The following is a 15,981-nucleotide window of genomic DNA, read 5'->3' as shown; positions in this document are numbered from 1 at the left end:
AACCGTAAATTCCACCCTGAGCGTGAACTACGCAAGCCCTCACACCGCCCGCTTCGCCCCGCCCTCGCGCGGGGCTTTTTCATGGAGAATGGTATGACACGCGAAGCCATCCGGTCGATCCAGACCGGGCTGAACACGCTTGGCCACGAGCCGGGCCCGATCGATGGGCTGTTTGGTAACAGCACCCGCGGCGCTGCCGAGCGCTGGCTCGCAGCCGGTGGGAAGGCCGCGGCGGCGGCTGCCCCTGAGCCTGTCGCCGCGGCTCCCAAGCCCTTGACCTCGGCCATGATCTACCAAGGTGCCAAGCGGCACCCCGTGCGCGAGATCATCGTCCACTGCGCTGCGACGCGGCCGGACTGGATGGCGGGGCGCCCGCTCTCGGAGAAGGTCGCGGAGATCCGGCGCTGGCACCGTGCGAACGGCTGGAGCGACACCGGCTATCACTGGATCATCGACCGTGATGGGAAGGTGCTGCCGGGGAGAGCCGAGACGGTCGTCGGAGCCCATACCGTCGGCAAGAACAGCGGAACGATAGGGACCTGCCTCCTCGGCGGCCATGGCTCGGCCGAGACCGATCGCTTCCACCAGCACTACACCCCGCAGCAGGACATCACCCTGCGCCAGATGATCGCCGCGATCTCGTTGCGGACGAGCATCCAGCGCGTGAGCGGCCACAACGAGTACGCCGCGAAGGCCTGTCCGGGCTTCAACGTTCCCCTCTGGCTGAAAGGATAGACCATGTTCTCCCTCCTCCTTCTGGCGGCCATTGCCGCACTCACTATCTTCCTTGTGCGCATGTTCGTACGGCCGGTCTCGCTTTCCAGCGTGTTCCGCGCGGTGTTCATCGCCCCGCTTATGATCCTGCTTGCGCTTCCGGCAGTCGCGCAGGAAGCGGGCGCTCCAGGCTTCATCGAAGCGATCCTGCCTCAGCTCCTCGAGCTCTTGGGCATTGTCCTTATGTTCTTCCTGACATGGGCCAGCGCTCGGTTCACGAGGCGCACTGGCATTGAGATCGAAGTGCGGTACCGTGAGGCAATGCACTCGGCGCTGATGACCGGCGCCCATCTTGCCTTGAACCGGCAGCTGAATGGGCCGGCCGCGATCGACCTCATCGTCACCCATGTGCGCCAGTCGGTGCCGGACGCGCTAGGCAAGCTGAAGCCGAGCGAGAACATTCTCGGGCGCTTGGCGGAAGCGAAACTGCAGGAAGCCGGTGACAAGCTGGCTCGCGAGCTGAACCGGGTGATCGGGAGCTGACGACGGCGCCGCTACGGGCGGGGCTGCCGGCGTGGCGGCGCTGCTTCATTCCGCAGCCTGGAGGGCTGTTCATCCCGGCACAAAGCTGCATATCTTCCCAGCTCACAGACAAGCGTGGAGATGCACTATGCGCAGCGAAGGTGAAGGCGTCAGCCTCAACTCGATCGAAGCCCTGAATGGGCAGATACAGGCGCTAGAGGTGATCATGATGCAGATGATCCGTATCATCGCCGAGGGGAAGCAAGGCGAGGACGCATTTGCGACGCTGGCTCGAAGTCTTCGGGCGGAGGCGACCGCGATCGCGATGATGCCGGGCGATTTGGGTAGAGCAGCTCGCGCCAGGCTGGACATGTTCGCGGGATTTTGTGAGGCGCCATCGCGCGGGGTCTAAGGCTGGACTTCGGCCGGCCAAGCCCTCAGATCAGGGTATGGCGACGTGGACCCGCAAGCGCACCTTTGATCCTGATCTCGAGGATTGGGTAGTCCTTCGGGATGGCCTGATGGTCGGCCGCGTTTACCTCGATGATCTGCAGCTGAACGCGCCCGGCATCGAAATGTGGGAGTGGTCGGTGATCACTATGCCGGCTCGAAGTGGACTGGCGTCATCGTTGGAAGAGGGGCTGGAGAAGGTGCGGGAGCTGGCCACTGACGATTGGGGGCATGAGCCTCACGGCTGGCCAGACGATCGGTAGGCCGCCCGCTACTACCAGCAGTCGGTTTCTAGAGGTCAATGCAAGTAATTGATTTCCCATGGAGCGCCAGAGGCTAGTTTTCTCGTCCAAGTCGTTGATCAAACTGACTTGAGGCACTTCTTCCGGGGTCGCCAAGGTGCGCCGTGCAAATGCAGCGATCTGCTGCGCGGATGGTCCGCATCCGGCCGGCCGGTCTCGCGGCCGCCTTTGTCGGCAAGGTCGGTGTTTCATCCGCTTGTCTCGATTTTCCGCGATTGCTAGCTTGGTTCGGCACCGCGGCGAACGGCGGGGACGACAGGGGACAGATGCCACAGATGCAGCCCGGCCGACCCAGGAGCATGGCGACGCTGCGCGTCGGCAGCCTCGTGCTGCCGCTGATCGCGAGCCTGATCTGGGGCCTCATCACCTATATCGACGAACGGCAGGGCGCCTACCGGCAGGCCGAGGAGAACGTGGCCCTCGTCCGGCAATATGCCGAGCGGGTCGTCCAGACGCAGACCATCTTGCATGACGCGGCGCTGGCGCATGTCCGCAACGGGGCGGGCAGCGGCTATCTGCGCGAGGAAGGGTTCCACCGCTTCCTCGTCGAGATCGAGCGGCGGCAGCTGCTCTCGCAGGGGATCGCGGTCGTCGCGCCGGACGGCGTCGTCGTCGCCTCGAGCCGCAGGTTCCCGGTCGACGTCACCTTCGGGCAGCGCGATTACATCGACGCCATCGCGGCCGGACATACGCTGTTCTTCGACCGGCTGGTCGTCCAGCCGGGCGGCGAGGATGCGCTGGTCGTCGCGCAGCCCTTCGAACATGACGGATTTCAGGGCGTCATCGCCTCGGCCATCGCCATCGAGGCGATGCGCGGCTTCCTGCACGGCGTCGCGGCGCAGGAGCAGGAATCGGCCTCGCTGCTGCGGGACGACGGCAAGCTTCTGGTCCGCAACGTCCCGACGCCGCCGCTGTTTCTTGATGCCGCATCGCCGGCGCGGCAGGCGATCCTGTCGGCCACCGCGGGGCGCTACCAGGCCGTCGCCGCGTCGGACGGGGTCGAGCGGCTCTATGCCTTCAGCAAGCTGGACGGCCTGCCGATCTACGCCAATTTCGGGGTCCCGCTGCGGCTGGTGCAGCTGGGCTGGGCGAAGCGGGCCGCGCCGGTCTGGCTGCTTCTGGCGACGGTCGGCCTGTTCTCCTTCGTGCTGTCCGGGCTGGTCGAACGCTCGATGCGGGTGCGGCTGGCCCATCAGCAGCAGAGGCGGCTGCGGCAGGAGGCCGAGGCACGGGCCGAGCAGCAGCAGCAGTTCATGCGCGAGCTGAACCACCGGGTGAAGAACAACCTCGCGATGGTCGACAGCCTGATCGCGATCCAGCTGCGCCGGAACGGCCAGATCGACGCGCAGGAGCTGCGCGCCCGGATCGCGGCCATCGCGGATGTGCACGACCTGCTCTACCAGGCCGCCGGGGCGCAGCGGCTGGACCTTGGCGAGCTGCTGGAGCGGATCGGCCGCAGCCCGGCGCTGGTCCCCGCCGAGCGGGGCATCGCGTGCCGGCTGACGCTGGAGCGGGGGGTGATCGTCGATGCCGGCGCGGCGACGCCGCTGGCGCTGGCGGTCGTCGAGCTGGTGACGAACGCGGTGAAGCACGCCTTCCCCGACAGGCGGGGCACGATCGCCATCGACCTGCGGCGCGGCGCCGGGACGGCCGAGCTGAGCATCGCCGATGACGGGGTCGGCATGACGCCGGAGGGCGGCCGCAGCTCGGGCATCCGCATCGTCGAGGCGCTGGTCGCCCAGGTCGGCGGGGAGGTGCGCCGCGAGGACGGCAACGGCACGCGCTGGCAGATCACCTTCCCGGCGCCCGATGCGGCGCCCGGCCAGGAGGCGGACGCGGCGGAGGCGGAGGCGCCCGCTAGAGCTGCGGGCGCAGCCAGCTGAACAGCCAGTCGCCGAGGCGGGTCGACCACGACCGGGCTTCCCACTCGGCCAGGGTGACGGGACGCGCGGCGGCCAGGTCGGCCTCGAACATGGCAATCTGATCGGCGGCGAAGGCGGCGTCGAAGACGTTGAGGTTCGCCTCGTCGTTCAGGCGGAACGAGCGCTCGTCGAAATTGGTCGATCCGACCGAGCTGAGGACGTCGTCCACGATCATCAGCTTGGCGTGCAGGAAGGTCGGCTGGTATTCGTGGATGCGCACCCCGGCCTCGAGCAGCGGCCCCCAGAGCGCGCGCGAGGCGCGGCGGACGGCCGGCTTGTTGATCTCGGGGCCGGGCAGCAGGATGTCCACCTCGACCCCGCGCGCCCGCGCGGCGACAAGCTGCGCGATGGCGATGTCGTCGGGGACGAAATAGGGCGTGGCGATGCGGATGTTGCGCTCGGCCGCGGCAAGGGCGGTCATCAGCATCATGTGGATGTAGTTGCGGCTGCCGGTGCTGCTGGTGGCGAGCTGCGCGACCATCTCGCCCGCGGGTTCCAGGGCTGGAAAGAAGGCGTCGCCGTGCAGGATCTCGCCGCTGTCCTCGACCCAGTTCGAGACGAAGGCGCCCTGAAGCATCGCCACGACCGGCCCGGTGATGCGGTAATGGTTCTCGCGGAACTCCTCGGGGTTGCGGGCGTCGCCGCGCCATTCGTCGGCGATCCCGACCCCACCGGTGAAACCGACCCGCCCGTCCACGACCAGCAGCTTGCGGTGCGTGCGGTTGTTGATGCGGTCGATGGTATACCAGCGGATCGGGCGGAAGCGCGTGATCTTCACGCCCGCCGCCTCCATGCTGGCCAGCAGGTCGGCGTCGATGGGGACCGAGCCGACCCAGTCCATCAGCACCCGGACCTCGACCCCGGCGCGGGCGCGTTCGGAGAGCGCGTCGGCGAAAGCCTCGGCGATCTCGCCCGACCAGTAGACATAGGTCTCGAAGTTGATGCTGCTGCGCGCGCCGCGGATCGCTTCCAGCATGGCCGGGAAGATGCGGTCGCCGTTGCGCAGCGTCTCGACGCGGTTGCCGCCGAGGTGGTTCGAGCCGAAGAGCCCGGCCATGCTGCGCGCGAACTGCGGGTCCGAGGCGGCGACGACGGGCGGCAGCGCGTCCCGCAGCTCGCGCCGGTCCGGCATCAGGTTCAGCGCCGCCACGACCGACAGCGCGGCCCCCAGCAGCACCGCAAGGACGATGCGCACCCGCCGCGTCAGCATGGGGCGCAGCCCGGCGTCAGCGGGGGGGCGGGCAGTCGGTCGGTGGCGTGCACGTGCTGTCCTTCGGGTTCCGGGCGGGCCTGCCCTGAATGGCCGCAGGAGGCGGCGGCTTCAAGCGGCAAGGCGCGCGGGCCCGCGCGGGCCGGACATGAAAAAGGCCGCCGGAGCTGATCCGGCGGCCGAACTGGTGAATGACGGCGGGTCAGTCGGCCTGCATCGCCTCGATGGAGATGCTGACCTCGACCTCGTCCGAGACGGCGGGGGCGAACATGCCGAGGTTCCACTCGCTGCGCGTCAGCGTGGTGGTGGCGTCGAAGCCCAGCCACGGCTTCTGCTCCATCGGGTGGGTGCCCTGCTGGTTCAGGACCGTGTCCAGCACGACCTCTTGCGTGACGCCGTTCAGCGTCAGATCGCCGGTGATCAGCGCGGTGTTCTCGCCGGTCACCTCGATGCCGGTCGAGACGAAGGTCACCTCGGGCGCGGCCCCTTCGGCGCCGAAGAAGTCGGGCGAGGCGAAATGCTCGTCGCGGCCTTGGAAGCCCGTCAGCAGCGAGGCGACGGGGAAGGTCGCGTTCACCGACGAGGCGGCCGGATCCTCGGCGTCGAAGGTGATCGTGCCGGTGATGTCGCCGAACATGCCGGTGGTGGTCGAGAAGCCCAGGTGGTCGTAGCTGAAGACGATCTGCGCGTGCGAGGTGTCGATCGTGTATTCCTCGGGCGCGGCAAGGGCGGCACCGGCAAAGGCGGTCAGCGCGGCGGCCGAGGTCAGGACGGTCTTGAGCATGAATTGTCTCCTTGATGATGGGTGCAAGATCGTTCGAAAGGCTTCGGTGCGCAATTCACGATGGCTGAACATCAGGTGTCATCTGGCGCACAGAACCCTAGCGGGTGGCGGTCAGCTCGACGGCCAATTCGACCGGGAAGCCGACCGTCGCCTCGTCGTCATAGCCGGTGCCGACCTGCCAGTCGCGGCGGTCCAGGCTGGCGCTGCCCTGCATGCGGGCCGTGTCGCCGTCCAGCTCGAGCGTGAAGGGCAAGGTGACCGGAACGGCCGCGCCCTTCAGCGTCAGCGGGCCATCGGCGATGTAGCCCGCGCCCTCGGGGCGGATGTCGGCCTCGAAGACGGCGACGGGGTGGGCCGCGACGTCGAAGAAGGCGGCGCCGCGCGCCTGCTCGGTCACCGTGCCGATCGAGACGCTCTCCATGTTGATGCTGACGCGGACCTGCCCGAGGCCGCTGTCCGGGTCGAAGTCGATGGCGGCGGCCCAGTCCGAGAAGCCGCCCGCGACCTTGGTCCCCATCTGCCGGACGGTGAAGCCGAGCGTGCCCTCGGTCACCTGCCATTCCGAGGGGCCGGCCTCGGCGGTGGCGGCGGCCTCGGGGGCGGGCTGCTGCGTGGCGACGGCAAAGCCGGTGCCGGCGGCGAAGATCGCGGCGGCCAGCAGCGCCGGCAGGACATGCCCGCCCTGCGTGCGGCCGCTGCCCGCCGGCCGGCCCAGCAGCATCCGCGCCAGCACGCCGTCGCGGTCCAGCAGCGCATGTTTCAGCGCCCCCGCGACATGCAGCGCGATCGCCGCCATCAGCAGCCAGGCAAAGAGGTGGTGGATCGCCGCGAAGGTCAGCGCCAGCGCCGGCGATTTCGGCACCAGCGGCAGCCCCTGCCCGAGCGGCCAGAGGATCGGCGCGTAGCCCTCGGTCGCGGCATGCTCGATCCAGCCGGTGACCGGCACCAGCACCAGCGCGGCATAGAGCAGCCAGTGCACGGTCTCGGCCGCCAGGGTCTCGGCGCGCCGGTCGGGATGGACCGGCGCGGGCCGGGACTGGGTCACGGCCCAGAGGATGCGCAGCAGCGCGACGGCCAGCAGCGCCACGCCGAGCGTCTTGTGCAGCGAGAAGAGCTGCACCTTCAGGGCCATCTGCTCCAGCGGGGCGCGGTTGGCGGCAAGGCCGAGGCCGATATTGGCGAAGATCAGCAGGGCCGTCAGCCAGTGGAAGGTCCGGGCGACGCCACCATAGCTGCGGGTTGTGTTGGTCAACATGGCTGCCTCGTGCTGCTGCTGCCCTTCGATATAGCGGACCCTGCCCGCCGGCGGGATGGGGCATGATGCACAGGGGTTGTGCGCGGGGGCGCGCAAGGGCGCACGCGGAGGTGGGATGGGTGCGGGGGGCGGCGCGGCGTCACCGGAAGTCGCGGGTTTTCACGCTGATGCTGTCCAGATGCAGGTCGCGAATGTACATGTCGCGCGGCTTCGGCCCCTGGCTGCGGGGATCGGGGGGCGGGGCGCCGCGGTGGAACTCGTCGCCGCGCCCGTGCGGCAGGGGAAAGGCGCCCTGCTGGCCGACGCTGGCAAGCTCGGCCGACAGGTCCGTCAGGCGGTGGGCGACCAGGTGGACGACCTCGCCCGCGCGCTGCACGCGGCCCTCGACGCCGATCATCCCCGCCCCGAGGACGATGCGGCGGTGCATGTCGAAGACCTTGGGCCAGAGGACGAGGTTCGCGATCCCCGTCTCGTCCTCGAGCGTGATGAACATGACCCCCTTGGCCGAGCCGGGGCGCTGGCGCACCAGCACGAGCCCCGCGACCTGGGTCCAGCGGCGGTTCGGCGCGGCCATCGCCTCGGCGCAGGTGCGGATGCGGCGCTGCGCGAGACGCTCGCGCAGGAAGGCGACCGGGTGGCGGCGCAGGGTCAGGCCGGTATGGGCGTAATCCTCGACCACCTCGCGCCCGGCGGGCATGGGGCGCAGGGCGACGGCGGGTTCGGGCGCGGGTTCGGGCGCGGGCGCGGCGGCAAACAGCGGCAGCTCCTCCTGCTGGCCGCGGATGGCCCAGAGCGCCTCGCGCCGGGCCAGGCCGTAGGCGGGGCGGAAGCCGTCCGCCTCGGCGATGGCGGTCAGGGCGGCGGCCGGAACGCCTGCGCGGCGGCAGAGATCGGCGGCGGTCGCGGCGGGGCGGGCGGCGATGATCCTGCGGGCATGGGTTTCGGCCAGGCCCTTGACCATCCTGAGGCCAAGCCGGACGGCGAAGCGCTCGTCCCCCGGATGGCCCACCGGCTCCATTGTGCAGTCCCAGTCCGAGTCCAGGATGCAGATCGGGCGGATCTCGACCCCGTGGTCGCGCGCGTCGCGGACGATCTGGGCAGGGGCGTAGAACCCCATCGGCTGGCTGTTCAGCAGCGCCGCGCAGAAGGCGTCGGGGTGCCAGCACTTCAGCCAGGCCGAGGCATAGGCGATCAGCGCAAAGCTGGCGGCGTGGCTTTCGGGAAAGCCGTAGGAGCCGAAGCCCTCGAGCTGGCGGAAGGTGCGTTCGGCAAAATCGCGGTCGTAGCCGCGCGCGACCATGCCGTCGATCAGCTTGTCCCGGAAGGCGCTGACGCCGCCGGTGAACTTGAACGTCGCCATGGACTTGCGCAGCATGTCGGCCTCGCCCGGGGTGAAGCCCGCGCATTCGATGGCCACCCGCATCGCCTGTTCCTGGAACAGCGGCACGCCGAGCGTCTTGCCCAGCACCTTCTCCAGCTCGGGCGTCGGGTATTCGACCGGCTCCAGCCCCTCGCGGCGGCGCAGGTAGGGATGGACCATGTCGCCCTGGATCGGGCCGGGCCGGACGATGGCGACCTGCACCACGAGGTCGTAATAGGTGCGCGGCTTCAGGCGCGGCAGCATCGCCATCTGCGCCCGGCTCTCGATCTGGAAGGTGCCGAGCGTGTCGGCCTTGCGGATCATCGCATAGGTGCGCGGGCATTCGGCCGGGATGGTGGCGAGGTCGTAGTTCTGGCCCTTGTGCCGGCCGATCAGGGACAGCCCCTTGGCCATGCAGGTCAGCATCCCGAGCGCGAGGATGTCCACCTTCATGAACTTCAGCGCGTCGATGTCGTCCTTGTCCCATTCGATGATCTGGCGGTCCTCCATCGCAGCGGGCTCGATCGGGACCAGCTCGTCCAGCCGGTCATGGGTCAGCACGAAGCCGCCCGGATGCTGGCTGAGGTGGCGGGGCGTGCCGCGCAGCTCTTCGGCCAGTTCCAGCGTCATCCGCAGCCGGCGGTCGGCGGGGTTGAGGTTCAGCTCGCGCAGCAGGCTCTCGGGGATGCCCTCTTCCGACCAGGCCCAGATCTGGGACGAGATGGCGCGGATCACGTCCTCGGGCAGGCCGAGCGCCTTGCCCACGTCGCGCAGCGCGCCCTTGGTGCGGTAGCGGATCACGGTGGCGGTCAGCGCGGCGCGGTCGCGGGTGTAGGTCTTGTAGATCCACTGGATCACCTCTTCCCGCCGCTCGTGCTCGAAATCCACGTCGATGTCGGGCGGCTCGCGGCGCTCCTCGCTGATGAACCGCTCGAACAGCAGGTCGTTGCGGCCCGGATCGATCGAGGTGATGCCGAGGACGAAGCAGACCGCCGAGTTCGCCGCCGAGCCGCGCCCCTGGCAGAGGATGTCCTGGCTGCGGGCGAAGCGGACGATGCTGTGGACGGTCAGGAAATAGGGCGCGTAGTCGAGCTTGGCGATCAGGCGCAGCTCGTGGTTGATCGCGGCGGTGACCTCGGGCGGGATGCCCTCGGGATAGCGCTCGGCCGCGCCCTGCCAGGTCAGCGCCTCCAGCGTCTCTTGCGGGCTGCGGGTCGGGTCCTGGCGCTCCTCGGGGTATTGGTAGCGCAGCTCGTCCAGCGAGAAGCGGCAGCGGCCGGCGATCTCGGCCGTGCGGGCCAGCGCCTCGGGGTAGCGCGGGAACAGGCGCGCCATCTCGGCCGGGGTCTTGAGGTAGCGGTCGGCGTGCCGCTCGCGCCGGAAGCCGAGCGCGTCGACGGTGGTGTTGTGGCGGATGGCGGTCACCACGTCCTGCAGGATGCGGCGCTCGGGCAGGTGGAAGAGCACGTCGTTCGTCACCACGGTCGGCACCTGAAGCCGCGCGGCCAGCGCGTTCAGCTGGTGCAGGCGCAGCTGGTCGTTCGGGCGGCGGCGCAGGGTCAGGGCCAGATAGGCGCGGTCCGCGAAGGTCTCGCGCAGGCGGCGCAGCTGCAGCGCGCAGCTGTCGTCCGCCATGTCGGGGATCAGGATGGCCAGCAGCCCCTCGGCATGGGCCTGAACGTCCGGCCAGTCGAGGTGACAGGCCCCCTTCCCCGCCCGCCCCTTGCCCAGGGACAGCAGGCGGCAGAGCCGGGCATAGCCCGCCCGGTCCATCGGATAGACCAGAAGCGACATGCCGCAGCGCAGGTCCAGCCGGCAGCCGACGATCAGCCGCAGGCCGGTGTCGCGCGCCGCCTCATGCGCGCGGACGATGCCGGCGAGGGAGTTGCGGTCGGTCACCGCCAGCGCCTGCATCCCCATCGCGGCGGCCACGGCGAACAGCTCCTGCGCCGAGGAGGCGCCGCGCAGGAAGGAGAAATGCGAGGTGACCTGAAGCTCCACGTAGCTCATCGGGGCATCCTCCTCATCCGAAGACGCCGTGCAGGAACCAGTCATGCGAGCCGGTGGCGCGGTCCTCGCCGTCGCCCTGGCGGAAGATCCAGAAGCGGCGCCCGGCCTCGTCCTCGATGCGGAAATAGTCGCGCACGGCCTGCGCCTCGGCCTCGCGCTTCCACCATTCGCCGAAGATGCGTTCGGGCCCGTCGGCGCGGGCGACGCGGTGGCGGATGCCGCGCCAGGCGATCCAGGCCGGGGGATGGTCGGGCAGCAGCGCCATCGTCTCGATCCGCTCGGGCCGCGGCAGAAGGCGCGCGGGGCGGGGCCAGTGGTCGGGCCAGCCCTCGGCGATCTCGGACAGGGGCGCAACGCGTGTGACCGAGCGTTCGGGCACCTCGCTGGCGACAGGGGCGAGGCGATAGACGGCGCGGGCGCCGACGCGGTTGGCCAGCACGTCGATCAGCCCCGAGACATCGGGCACGGCAGGCTCAAGCAGGCTGGTGGCCTGGCGGGGCGCCAGCGGCTCGGCGATGGTGGCGGTCAGGGACATGATCTCGATCCCGAAGCCCGGGTCGATGGTGGTGATCTTGTCGCACAGAAGCCGCGTCAGCCGGGCGGGGTCGCGCTGCGGGGCGGCAAGGCCGATGCGGACGGGCTGGGCGTGGCTGTCCACCCGCCAGCAGATCAGGTCCAGGCGGCGGGCGCCGAGGCCGCGCGCCTCGAGCTGGCGGCAGAGGTCGCGGACAAGCTTGCCGATGTAGCGGGCGATGGTCTCGGCCGCGCCGATGGGCTCGGCGAAGGCGCGGCGGGCAGTCGCCAGATCGGCGGGGCGCAGCGGGTCGATCGGCTCGCCCCGCGCGCCAAGGGCCTGGTCCAGGCGGCGGGCGATCTCGGGGCCGAAGCGGCGGGTCAGCGGCGCGCGGGGCACGGCCAGCAGATCGCCGATGCTGGCAAAGCCCAGATCCGCAAGCCCGGCAAGCGTCGCCGGGCCAAGGCGCAGCGCGGCCAGCGGCAGGGGCGCCAGCGCCTCGCGCAGCGTGCCGGGCTGGGCGATGGTCAGCGCGCCGTCCGGGCCGTGGCGGGCCAGCGCATGGGCGGCGCCCCAGGTGTCGGCCAGCGCCAGCCGGGCGGTGATCCCCGACAGGGCCAGCCGGCCCAGCACCGTCTCCAGCATCGCGGCCTCGCCGCCATGCAGGTGGTCGGCGCCGGTCGAATCGATCACCACCCCGTCGGGGGGATCGACCGCCACCACCGGCGCGATGCGCTGCATCAGCCACAGGGCCAGCCGTTCCAGCCCCGCCAGGTCGGCCTCGGGGTCGGCCGGCTCGACCCTGAGGTCCGGGACCATGGCCTGCGCCTTGGTGACGGGCATGCCGGGGCGAAGCCCAAGCGCCAGCGCGCCCTCGCAGGCAGCGGTCACGATCCGGCGGCTGCCCGCCCGGCCCGTCAGGATCAGCGGCGCCGCCTCTGCGGGCGCCTTATCCGTAAGCGTGCCGCCCGCCCGCCGCAGCCGGTCGATCGGCCACATCGGCAGGCAGACCGAGATGACCCGTGCCATCGCAAGCCTCCAGTTCCAGATCCACGCTTTCCCCCGCCCGCGCCCGGATCAGCTCGACCAGCCAGCGGGCGCGGCCGAGGCCGGGCACGGGCAGCGGGGCCGAGGGCAGTTCCGAGATCCGCCAGCGCGTCATCGCCGCCGTGGGCTGGCCGAAATCGGCCGCATCCGCCTGCCGCCGCCAGCGGCGCAGCACGAGGCCCGTCGTGCCCGAGGCCTTCGCCGCCAGGTGCAGGCGGCGCGAGGCGGTCATCGGCAGCCGCCCCACCTCGGCCACCACGGCGGCAAGCCCGCCATGGCGCAGCCCCTCCTCCATGCAGGCGAGGACCGAGGTCTCGTCCCCCGCCTCGACATGGATCACCCGGTCGGGGGGCAGGCCCGCCAGCGCAAGGCCGGGCGCGAAGAGATCGGCGCGGGTGACGCACCACAGCACCTGCCCCGGCAGGCGCGCCGCGATCCCGGCGGCAAATCCCGCCGCCGCCGCGCCGTCCACCGCCGCGCTGCCGCCCCCCGCCACCTCGTGCAGGCAACCCACCGCCAGCCCCCCCTGCGGCAACCGCCGGTCCAGCATGGGAATGCCGAAAGGCAGCACCGCACGTGCTTGCGCCCCGCCCTCGAGATGGGCGATGCGGGCGCGGAGCGCGGCAAGGGAGGCGGCAGAGGCGGGCATGAGGGGCCAAGCGTCGAGAGGGAATCTTAGTTCCCGTTTTGTTCTCATGCGCCCGCGGAGTCAACGTGTGCTTCGGCATAGTCGGAGAAAGGTCCGCCTCCGTCTCCGGCCGCCCCGCCCCGCCCGCGCGGGAGCGGCGCGCTCAGGCCAGCCGCAGCACCCCGGCCCGGCCGCGCTTGTCCGGGCCCCTGCCCAACCGCTCGGCCCGTCGCTCGGACCGCAAGATGGTGTGGTAGATCGCCGGCACCCCGATCAGCGTCAGGATCGAGGCGAAGCCCAGCCCCGCCATGATCGTCACCGCCATCGAGGCGAAGAACGGGTCCCAGATCAGCGGGATCATCCCCAGGATCGTGGTCGCGGCGGCCAGCGTGATGGGCCGCAGACGGCTGACGGCGGCCGCCTCGATGGCCTGCGATTGCGGCAGGCCGGTCTCGTCCTTCAGCAGGTCGATTTCCTCGACCAGCACGATGGCGTTCTTGATCAGCATCCCCGACAGCGACAGCAGCCCCAGAAGCGCGGTGAAGCTGAAGGGCAGCCCGGTGCCCAGAAGGCCGAGCGCGACGCCGTTGATCGCCATGGGCACCACCGCCCAGATCACGAAGGTCTGCCGCAGCCGGCCGAAGAGGAGCAGCGTCAGCAGGAACATGGACCCGAAGGCCAGCGGCATCTGCCGGCCGAGGCTGGCCTGCGCCTCGCCCGCGCTTTCGAATTCGCCGCCCCATTCCATGCGGTAGCCGGCGGGCAGCGGGATCGCCTCGATGGGCGCGCGCACCTCGGCGAAGGATTCGGGCGCAAGGGTGCCGGGAGGAGAGAAGCCCTGGACGGTGATCGTCGGCACGCGGTTGCGCCGCTCGATCAGCGTGTCGCGCACGGCGATCTCGAACCCGTCCAGCACCTGCGTCAGCGGCACGTAAGCCCCGGCGACGGGGGAGTGGATCAGCTGGTCCTCCAGCGGCGCCTCGCCGAGGCGGCGATCGGCCTCGGCCCGCAGGATCAGGGGGATGGCGCGGTCGGCCTCGCGGATCTCGCCGACGCGCAGTCCGTCCGTGGCCACGGCGATGGCATCCGCGACGTCGCCGCGGGCGATGCCCAGTTCCTGCGCGCGGGCCTCGGCATAGACGGGGACGACCGAGGCCTCGCGCTCGCGCCAGTTGACATGCTCGGTCATCAGAAGGTCGGTCTCGTTCTGGAACACCTCCAGCGCCTGGCCGGCCAGCGCGCGCAGCGTGTCGGGATCGGGTCCGCTGAAGCGCACCTCGACATCGGCGGTCACGGGCGGGCCGTAGATGATCTGCTGCACCCGCGTCTCGGCCCAGGGCATGGCCTCGGCGGTGAAGGCGGCAAGGTCGGCGCCGATGGCAGGGATCAGCAGCGGGTCGCTGGCGCGGATCACCAGCTGGCCGTAGGACGGATCGGGATCGGCAGGCGCATAGGTCAGGATGAAGCGCGACAGGCTGTCCCCTGCCGTGGTCGTCACCGCCGTCACGTCCGGCCGGGCCAGAAGCCAGTCCTCGATCCGCGCCAGATCGTCCAGCGTCGCATGGATGCCGGTGCCCTGCGCCGCCTTGTAGTTCAGGTAGAACAGCGGCGTGTCGGCGGGCGGGAAGAACTGCTGGCGGACATTGCCGAAGGCGGCGACGCAAGCCGCCGTCGTGCCGACAAGGCCGATGATGACCAGCCAGCGCAGGCGCAGCGACAGCCGCACGAGGCCGCGATAGCGCCGGAAGATCCAGCCGTTATAGGCTTCGCCCGCCTTCAGTGTCCCGCGCTTGAAGAAGATCTTGCCCAGAAGCGGCGTCGCCGTGACCGAGATCAGCCAAGACAGCAGCAGCGACAGACCAACCACGGCGAAGAGCGAGAACAGGAACTCGCCTGACGAGTCCGGGCTGAGGCCGATGCCCGCGAAGGCGAGGATGCCGATGACCGTCGCGCCCAGAAGCGGAACCTGCGTGCGGGCGGCGGCGTGCTGGGCGGCGTCCTCGGCGCTGTCGCCCTGGGACATGCGCTGCTCCATCCCCTCGGCGATGACGATGGCGTTGTCGACCAGCATCCCCATGGCGATGATCAGCGCGCCAAGGCTGATGCGCTCGACCTTGATGTCGAAGAAGGCCATCAGCATCAGCGTCGCCGCGACCGTCAGCAGCAGCGAGCCGCCCACGACCACCGCAGCCCGCCAGCCCATGAAGAGGGCCAGGACGCCGATCACCACGCCCACCGACAGCGCAAGGCTGAGAAGGAAGGAGCGGTTCGCCTCGTCGACCACGCGGTGCTGCTGGTAGATCGGGTTCAGCTCGACCCCCACGGGAAGCTGCGGGGCGAGTTCCGCCAGCCGCGCCTCGACCCGCGCGCCGACGGTCACGATGTTCTCCGAGGTCAGGCCCGCGACGGCCAGGGTGAAGGCCTCCTGCCCGTTGTGGCGGATGACGTGGCCCGGCTGCTCGACCTGCGCCCGCTCGGCCGAGGCAACGTCCAGAAGGCTGATGACGCTGCCCTGATAGCCGAGCGACAGCTCGGACACGGCGCGCAGGCTGTCGCCCTGGCCCGGCGGCTCGATCCGAAGGCGCGCGCGGGCGTCATTGGCCGCGCCCGCAGCCAGCGTCTCGCCCACCGTCGCCAGCTCGCCCGCCAAGGCGCTGGCGGGCAGGCCGAGGGCGGCCATCGTGTCGGCATAGGGCTCGACGAAGATCGCCTCTTCGGGCAGGCCGCGCAGTTCGGCATCGGCAACGCCGGGAATGGCCAGAACCTCGCGGCGCAGGAAGCTGGCGATGTCCCACAGGTCCGCGTTGCTGTAGCCCGGCGCGGTGATGGCGAAGTAGAGGCCGAAGACGTCCCCGAAGGAATCGTTGACCGTCACCGGCCCCGCACCGGCGGGCAGGCGGCCGCGCACGTCGTCGATCCGGTCGCGCAGGTCGTCCCAGATCTGCGGCAGCTCGGCCCCGCCATAGATGTCCTTCATCTCGACCTCGACGATGGACAGGCCAGGGCGGTTCGAGGAGGTGATCGTGTCGACCTCGCCCATCTTCTGGATCTCGGATTCGATCGCCTCGCTGACCTGCGCGCCAACCTCGGACGCGGTGGCGCCGGGATAGGGCGTGACGATCAGCGCGTTCTTCAGCGTGAAGGTGGGGTCCTCCAGCTTGCCGACGGTGGCATAGCCGACCAGCCCGCCGATCAGGCAGAAGAGGATCAGCACCCAGGTGTAGAGCGGTTTCTCGACCGAGCGGCGGGCGATGTTCATGGCA

The 15,981-nt window shown here is 70.4% G+C and carries 12 protein-coding genes; 5 read left to right on the top strand and 7 right to left on the bottom strand.

Going from position 1 to position 15,981, the window contains the following annotated elements:
* The first annotated feature begins 93 nt into the window (after positions 1–93).
* The 5 genes from BLP73_RS00470 to BLP73_RS00450 all read left to right on the top strand — a co-directional run bounded on the left by BLP73_RS00470 (position 94) and on the right by BLP73_RS00450 (position 3,871).
* Positions 94–735, top strand: a complete 642-nt coding sequence (locus BLP73_RS00470; RefSeq protein WP_175453182.1) for a peptidoglycan recognition protein family protein — start codon at positions 94–96, stop codon at positions 733–735.
* Between the two features lie 3 nt (positions 736–738).
* Positions 739–1,257, top strand: coding sequence for a hypothetical protein (locus BLP73_RS00465; protein ID WP_090739562.1), 519 nt, complete (start codon positions 739–741; stop codon positions 1,255–1,257).
* A 127-nt stretch (positions 1,258–1,384) separates the two neighbouring features.
* A complete protein-coding gene (locus BLP73_RS00460) occupies positions 1,385–1,648 on the top strand; it encodes a hypothetical protein (protein WP_090739561.1) in 264 nt (87 codons plus the stop codon).
* A 37-nt stretch (positions 1,649–1,685) separates the two neighbouring features.
* A complete protein-coding gene (locus BLP73_RS00455; RefSeq protein ID WP_090739560.1) occupies positions 1,686–1,949 on the top strand; it encodes a hypothetical protein in 264 nt (87 codons plus the stop codon).
* A 338-nt stretch (positions 1,950–2,287) separates the two neighbouring features.
* Complete coding sequence (locus tag BLP73_RS00450; protein WP_139165860.1) at positions 2,288–3,871, top strand: sensor histidine kinase; 1,584 nt, start codon at positions 2,288–2,290, stop codon at positions 3,869–3,871.
* Here BLP73_RS00450 and BLP73_RS00445 read toward each other — a convergent pair.
* The 7 genes from BLP73_RS00445 to BLP73_RS00415 all read right to left on the bottom strand — a co-directional run bounded on the left by BLP73_RS00445 (position 3,846) and on the right by BLP73_RS00415 (position 15,977).
* Complete coding sequence (locus BLP73_RS00445) at positions 3,846–5,120, bottom strand: phospholipase D-like domain-containing protein (protein ID WP_090739558.1); 1,275 nt, start codon at positions 5,118–5,120, stop codon at positions 3,846–3,848. The genes BLP73_RS00450 and BLP73_RS00445 overlap by 26 nt on opposite strands.
* Positions 5,121–5,322: 202 nt before the next feature.
* Positions 5,323–5,904, bottom strand: coding sequence for a YceI family protein (locus BLP73_RS00440; RefSeq protein ID WP_090739557.1), 582 nt, complete (start codon positions 5,902–5,904; stop codon positions 5,323–5,325).
* A gap of 97 nt (positions 5,905–6,001) precedes the next feature.
* A complete protein-coding gene (locus tag BLP73_RS00435) occupies positions 6,002–7,159 on the bottom strand; it encodes a cytochrome b/b6 domain-containing protein (RefSeq protein WP_090739556.1) in 1,158 nt (385 codons plus the stop codon).
* A 139-nt stretch (positions 7,160–7,298) separates the two neighbouring features.
* Positions 7,299–10,529 carry an error-prone DNA polymerase gene (locus BLP73_RS00430; protein ID WP_090739555.1) on the bottom strand — a complete coding sequence of 1,077 codons (3,231 nt, stop codon included), beginning with the start codon at positions 10,527–10,529 and terminating at the stop codon, positions 7,299–7,301.
* A 13-nt stretch (positions 10,530–10,542) separates the two neighbouring features.
* Positions 10,543–12,072 carry a Y-family DNA polymerase gene (locus BLP73_RS00425; RefSeq protein WP_090739554.1) on the bottom strand — a complete coding sequence of 510 codons (1,530 nt, stop codon included), beginning with the start codon at positions 12,070–12,072 and terminating at the stop codon, positions 10,543–10,545.
* The gene (locus tag BLP73_RS00420; protein WP_090739553.1) at positions 11,993–12,739 is read right to left on the bottom strand and encodes an ImuA family protein; all 747 of its coding nucleotides are present in this window, start codon (positions 12,737–12,739) and stop codon (positions 11,993–11,995) included. The genes BLP73_RS00425 and BLP73_RS00420 overlap by 80 nt, the downstream gene beginning before the upstream one ends.
* A gap of 142 nt (positions 12,740–12,881) precedes the next feature.
* On the bottom strand, positions 12,882–15,977 hold the full coding sequence (locus tag BLP73_RS00415) for an efflux RND transporter permease subunit (protein WP_090739552.1): 3,096 nt from the start codon (positions 15,975–15,977) through the stop codon (positions 12,882–12,884).
* Between the last annotated feature and the right edge of the window lie 4 nt (positions 15,978–15,981).

The sequence above is a fragment of the Paracoccus tibetensis genome, assembly GCF_900102505.1.
Lineage (GTDB): Bacteria > Pseudomonadota > Alphaproteobacteria > Rhodobacterales > Rhodobacteraceae > Paracoccus > Paracoccus tibetensis.
The sequence above is the reverse complement of the archived record's forward strand: the minus strand, read 5'-3'. Positions and strand labels throughout refer to the sequence as shown.

Excerpts from the sequence above, each read along its gene's own strand:
- BLP73_RS00470 (WP_175453182.1), top strand. The coding sequence starts at position 94 with ATGACACGCGAAGCCATCCGGTCGATCCAGACCGGGCTGAACACGCTT.
- BLP73_RS00465 (WP_090739562.1), top strand. The coding sequence starts at position 739 with ATGTTCTCCCTCCTCCTTCTGGCGGCCATTGCCGCACTCACTATCTTC.
- BLP73_RS00460 (WP_090739561.1), top strand. The coding sequence starts at position 1,385 with ATGCGCAGCGAAGGTGAAGGCGTCAGCCTCAACTCGATCGAAGCCCTG.
- BLP73_RS00455 (WP_090739560.1), top strand. The coding sequence starts at position 1,686 with ATGGCGACGTGGACCCGCAAGCGCACCTTTGATCCTGATCTCGAGGAT.
- BLP73_RS00450 (WP_139165860.1), top strand. The coding sequence starts at position 2,288 with ATGGCGACGCTGCGCGTCGGCAGCCTCGTGCTGCCGCTGATCGCGAGC.
- BLP73_RS00445 (WP_090739558.1), bottom strand. The coding sequence starts at position 5,120 with ATGCTGACGCGGCGGGTGCGCATCGTCCTTGCGGTGCTGCTGGGGGCC.
- BLP73_RS00440 (WP_090739557.1), bottom strand. The coding sequence starts at position 5,904 with ATGCTCAAGACCGTCCTGACCTCGGCCGCCGCGCTGACCGCCTTTGCC.
- BLP73_RS00435 (WP_090739556.1), bottom strand. The coding sequence starts at position 7,159 with ATGTTGACCAACACAACCCGCAGCTATGGTGGCGTCGCCCGGACCTTC.
- BLP73_RS00430 (WP_090739555.1), bottom strand. The coding sequence starts at position 10,529 with ATGAGCTACGTGGAGCTTCAGGTCACCTCGCATTTCTCCTTCCTGCGC.
- BLP73_RS00425 (WP_090739554.1), bottom strand. The coding sequence starts at position 12,072 with ATGGCACGGGTCATCTCGGTCTGCCTGCCGATGTGGCCGATCGACCGG.
- BLP73_RS00420 (WP_090739553.1), bottom strand. The coding sequence starts at position 12,739 with ATGCCCGCCTCTGCCGCCTCCCTTGCCGCGCTCCGCGCCCGCATCGCC.
- BLP73_RS00415 (WP_090739552.1), bottom strand. The coding sequence starts at position 15,977 with ATGAACATCGCCCGCCGCTCGGTCGAGAAACCGCTCTACACCTGGGTG.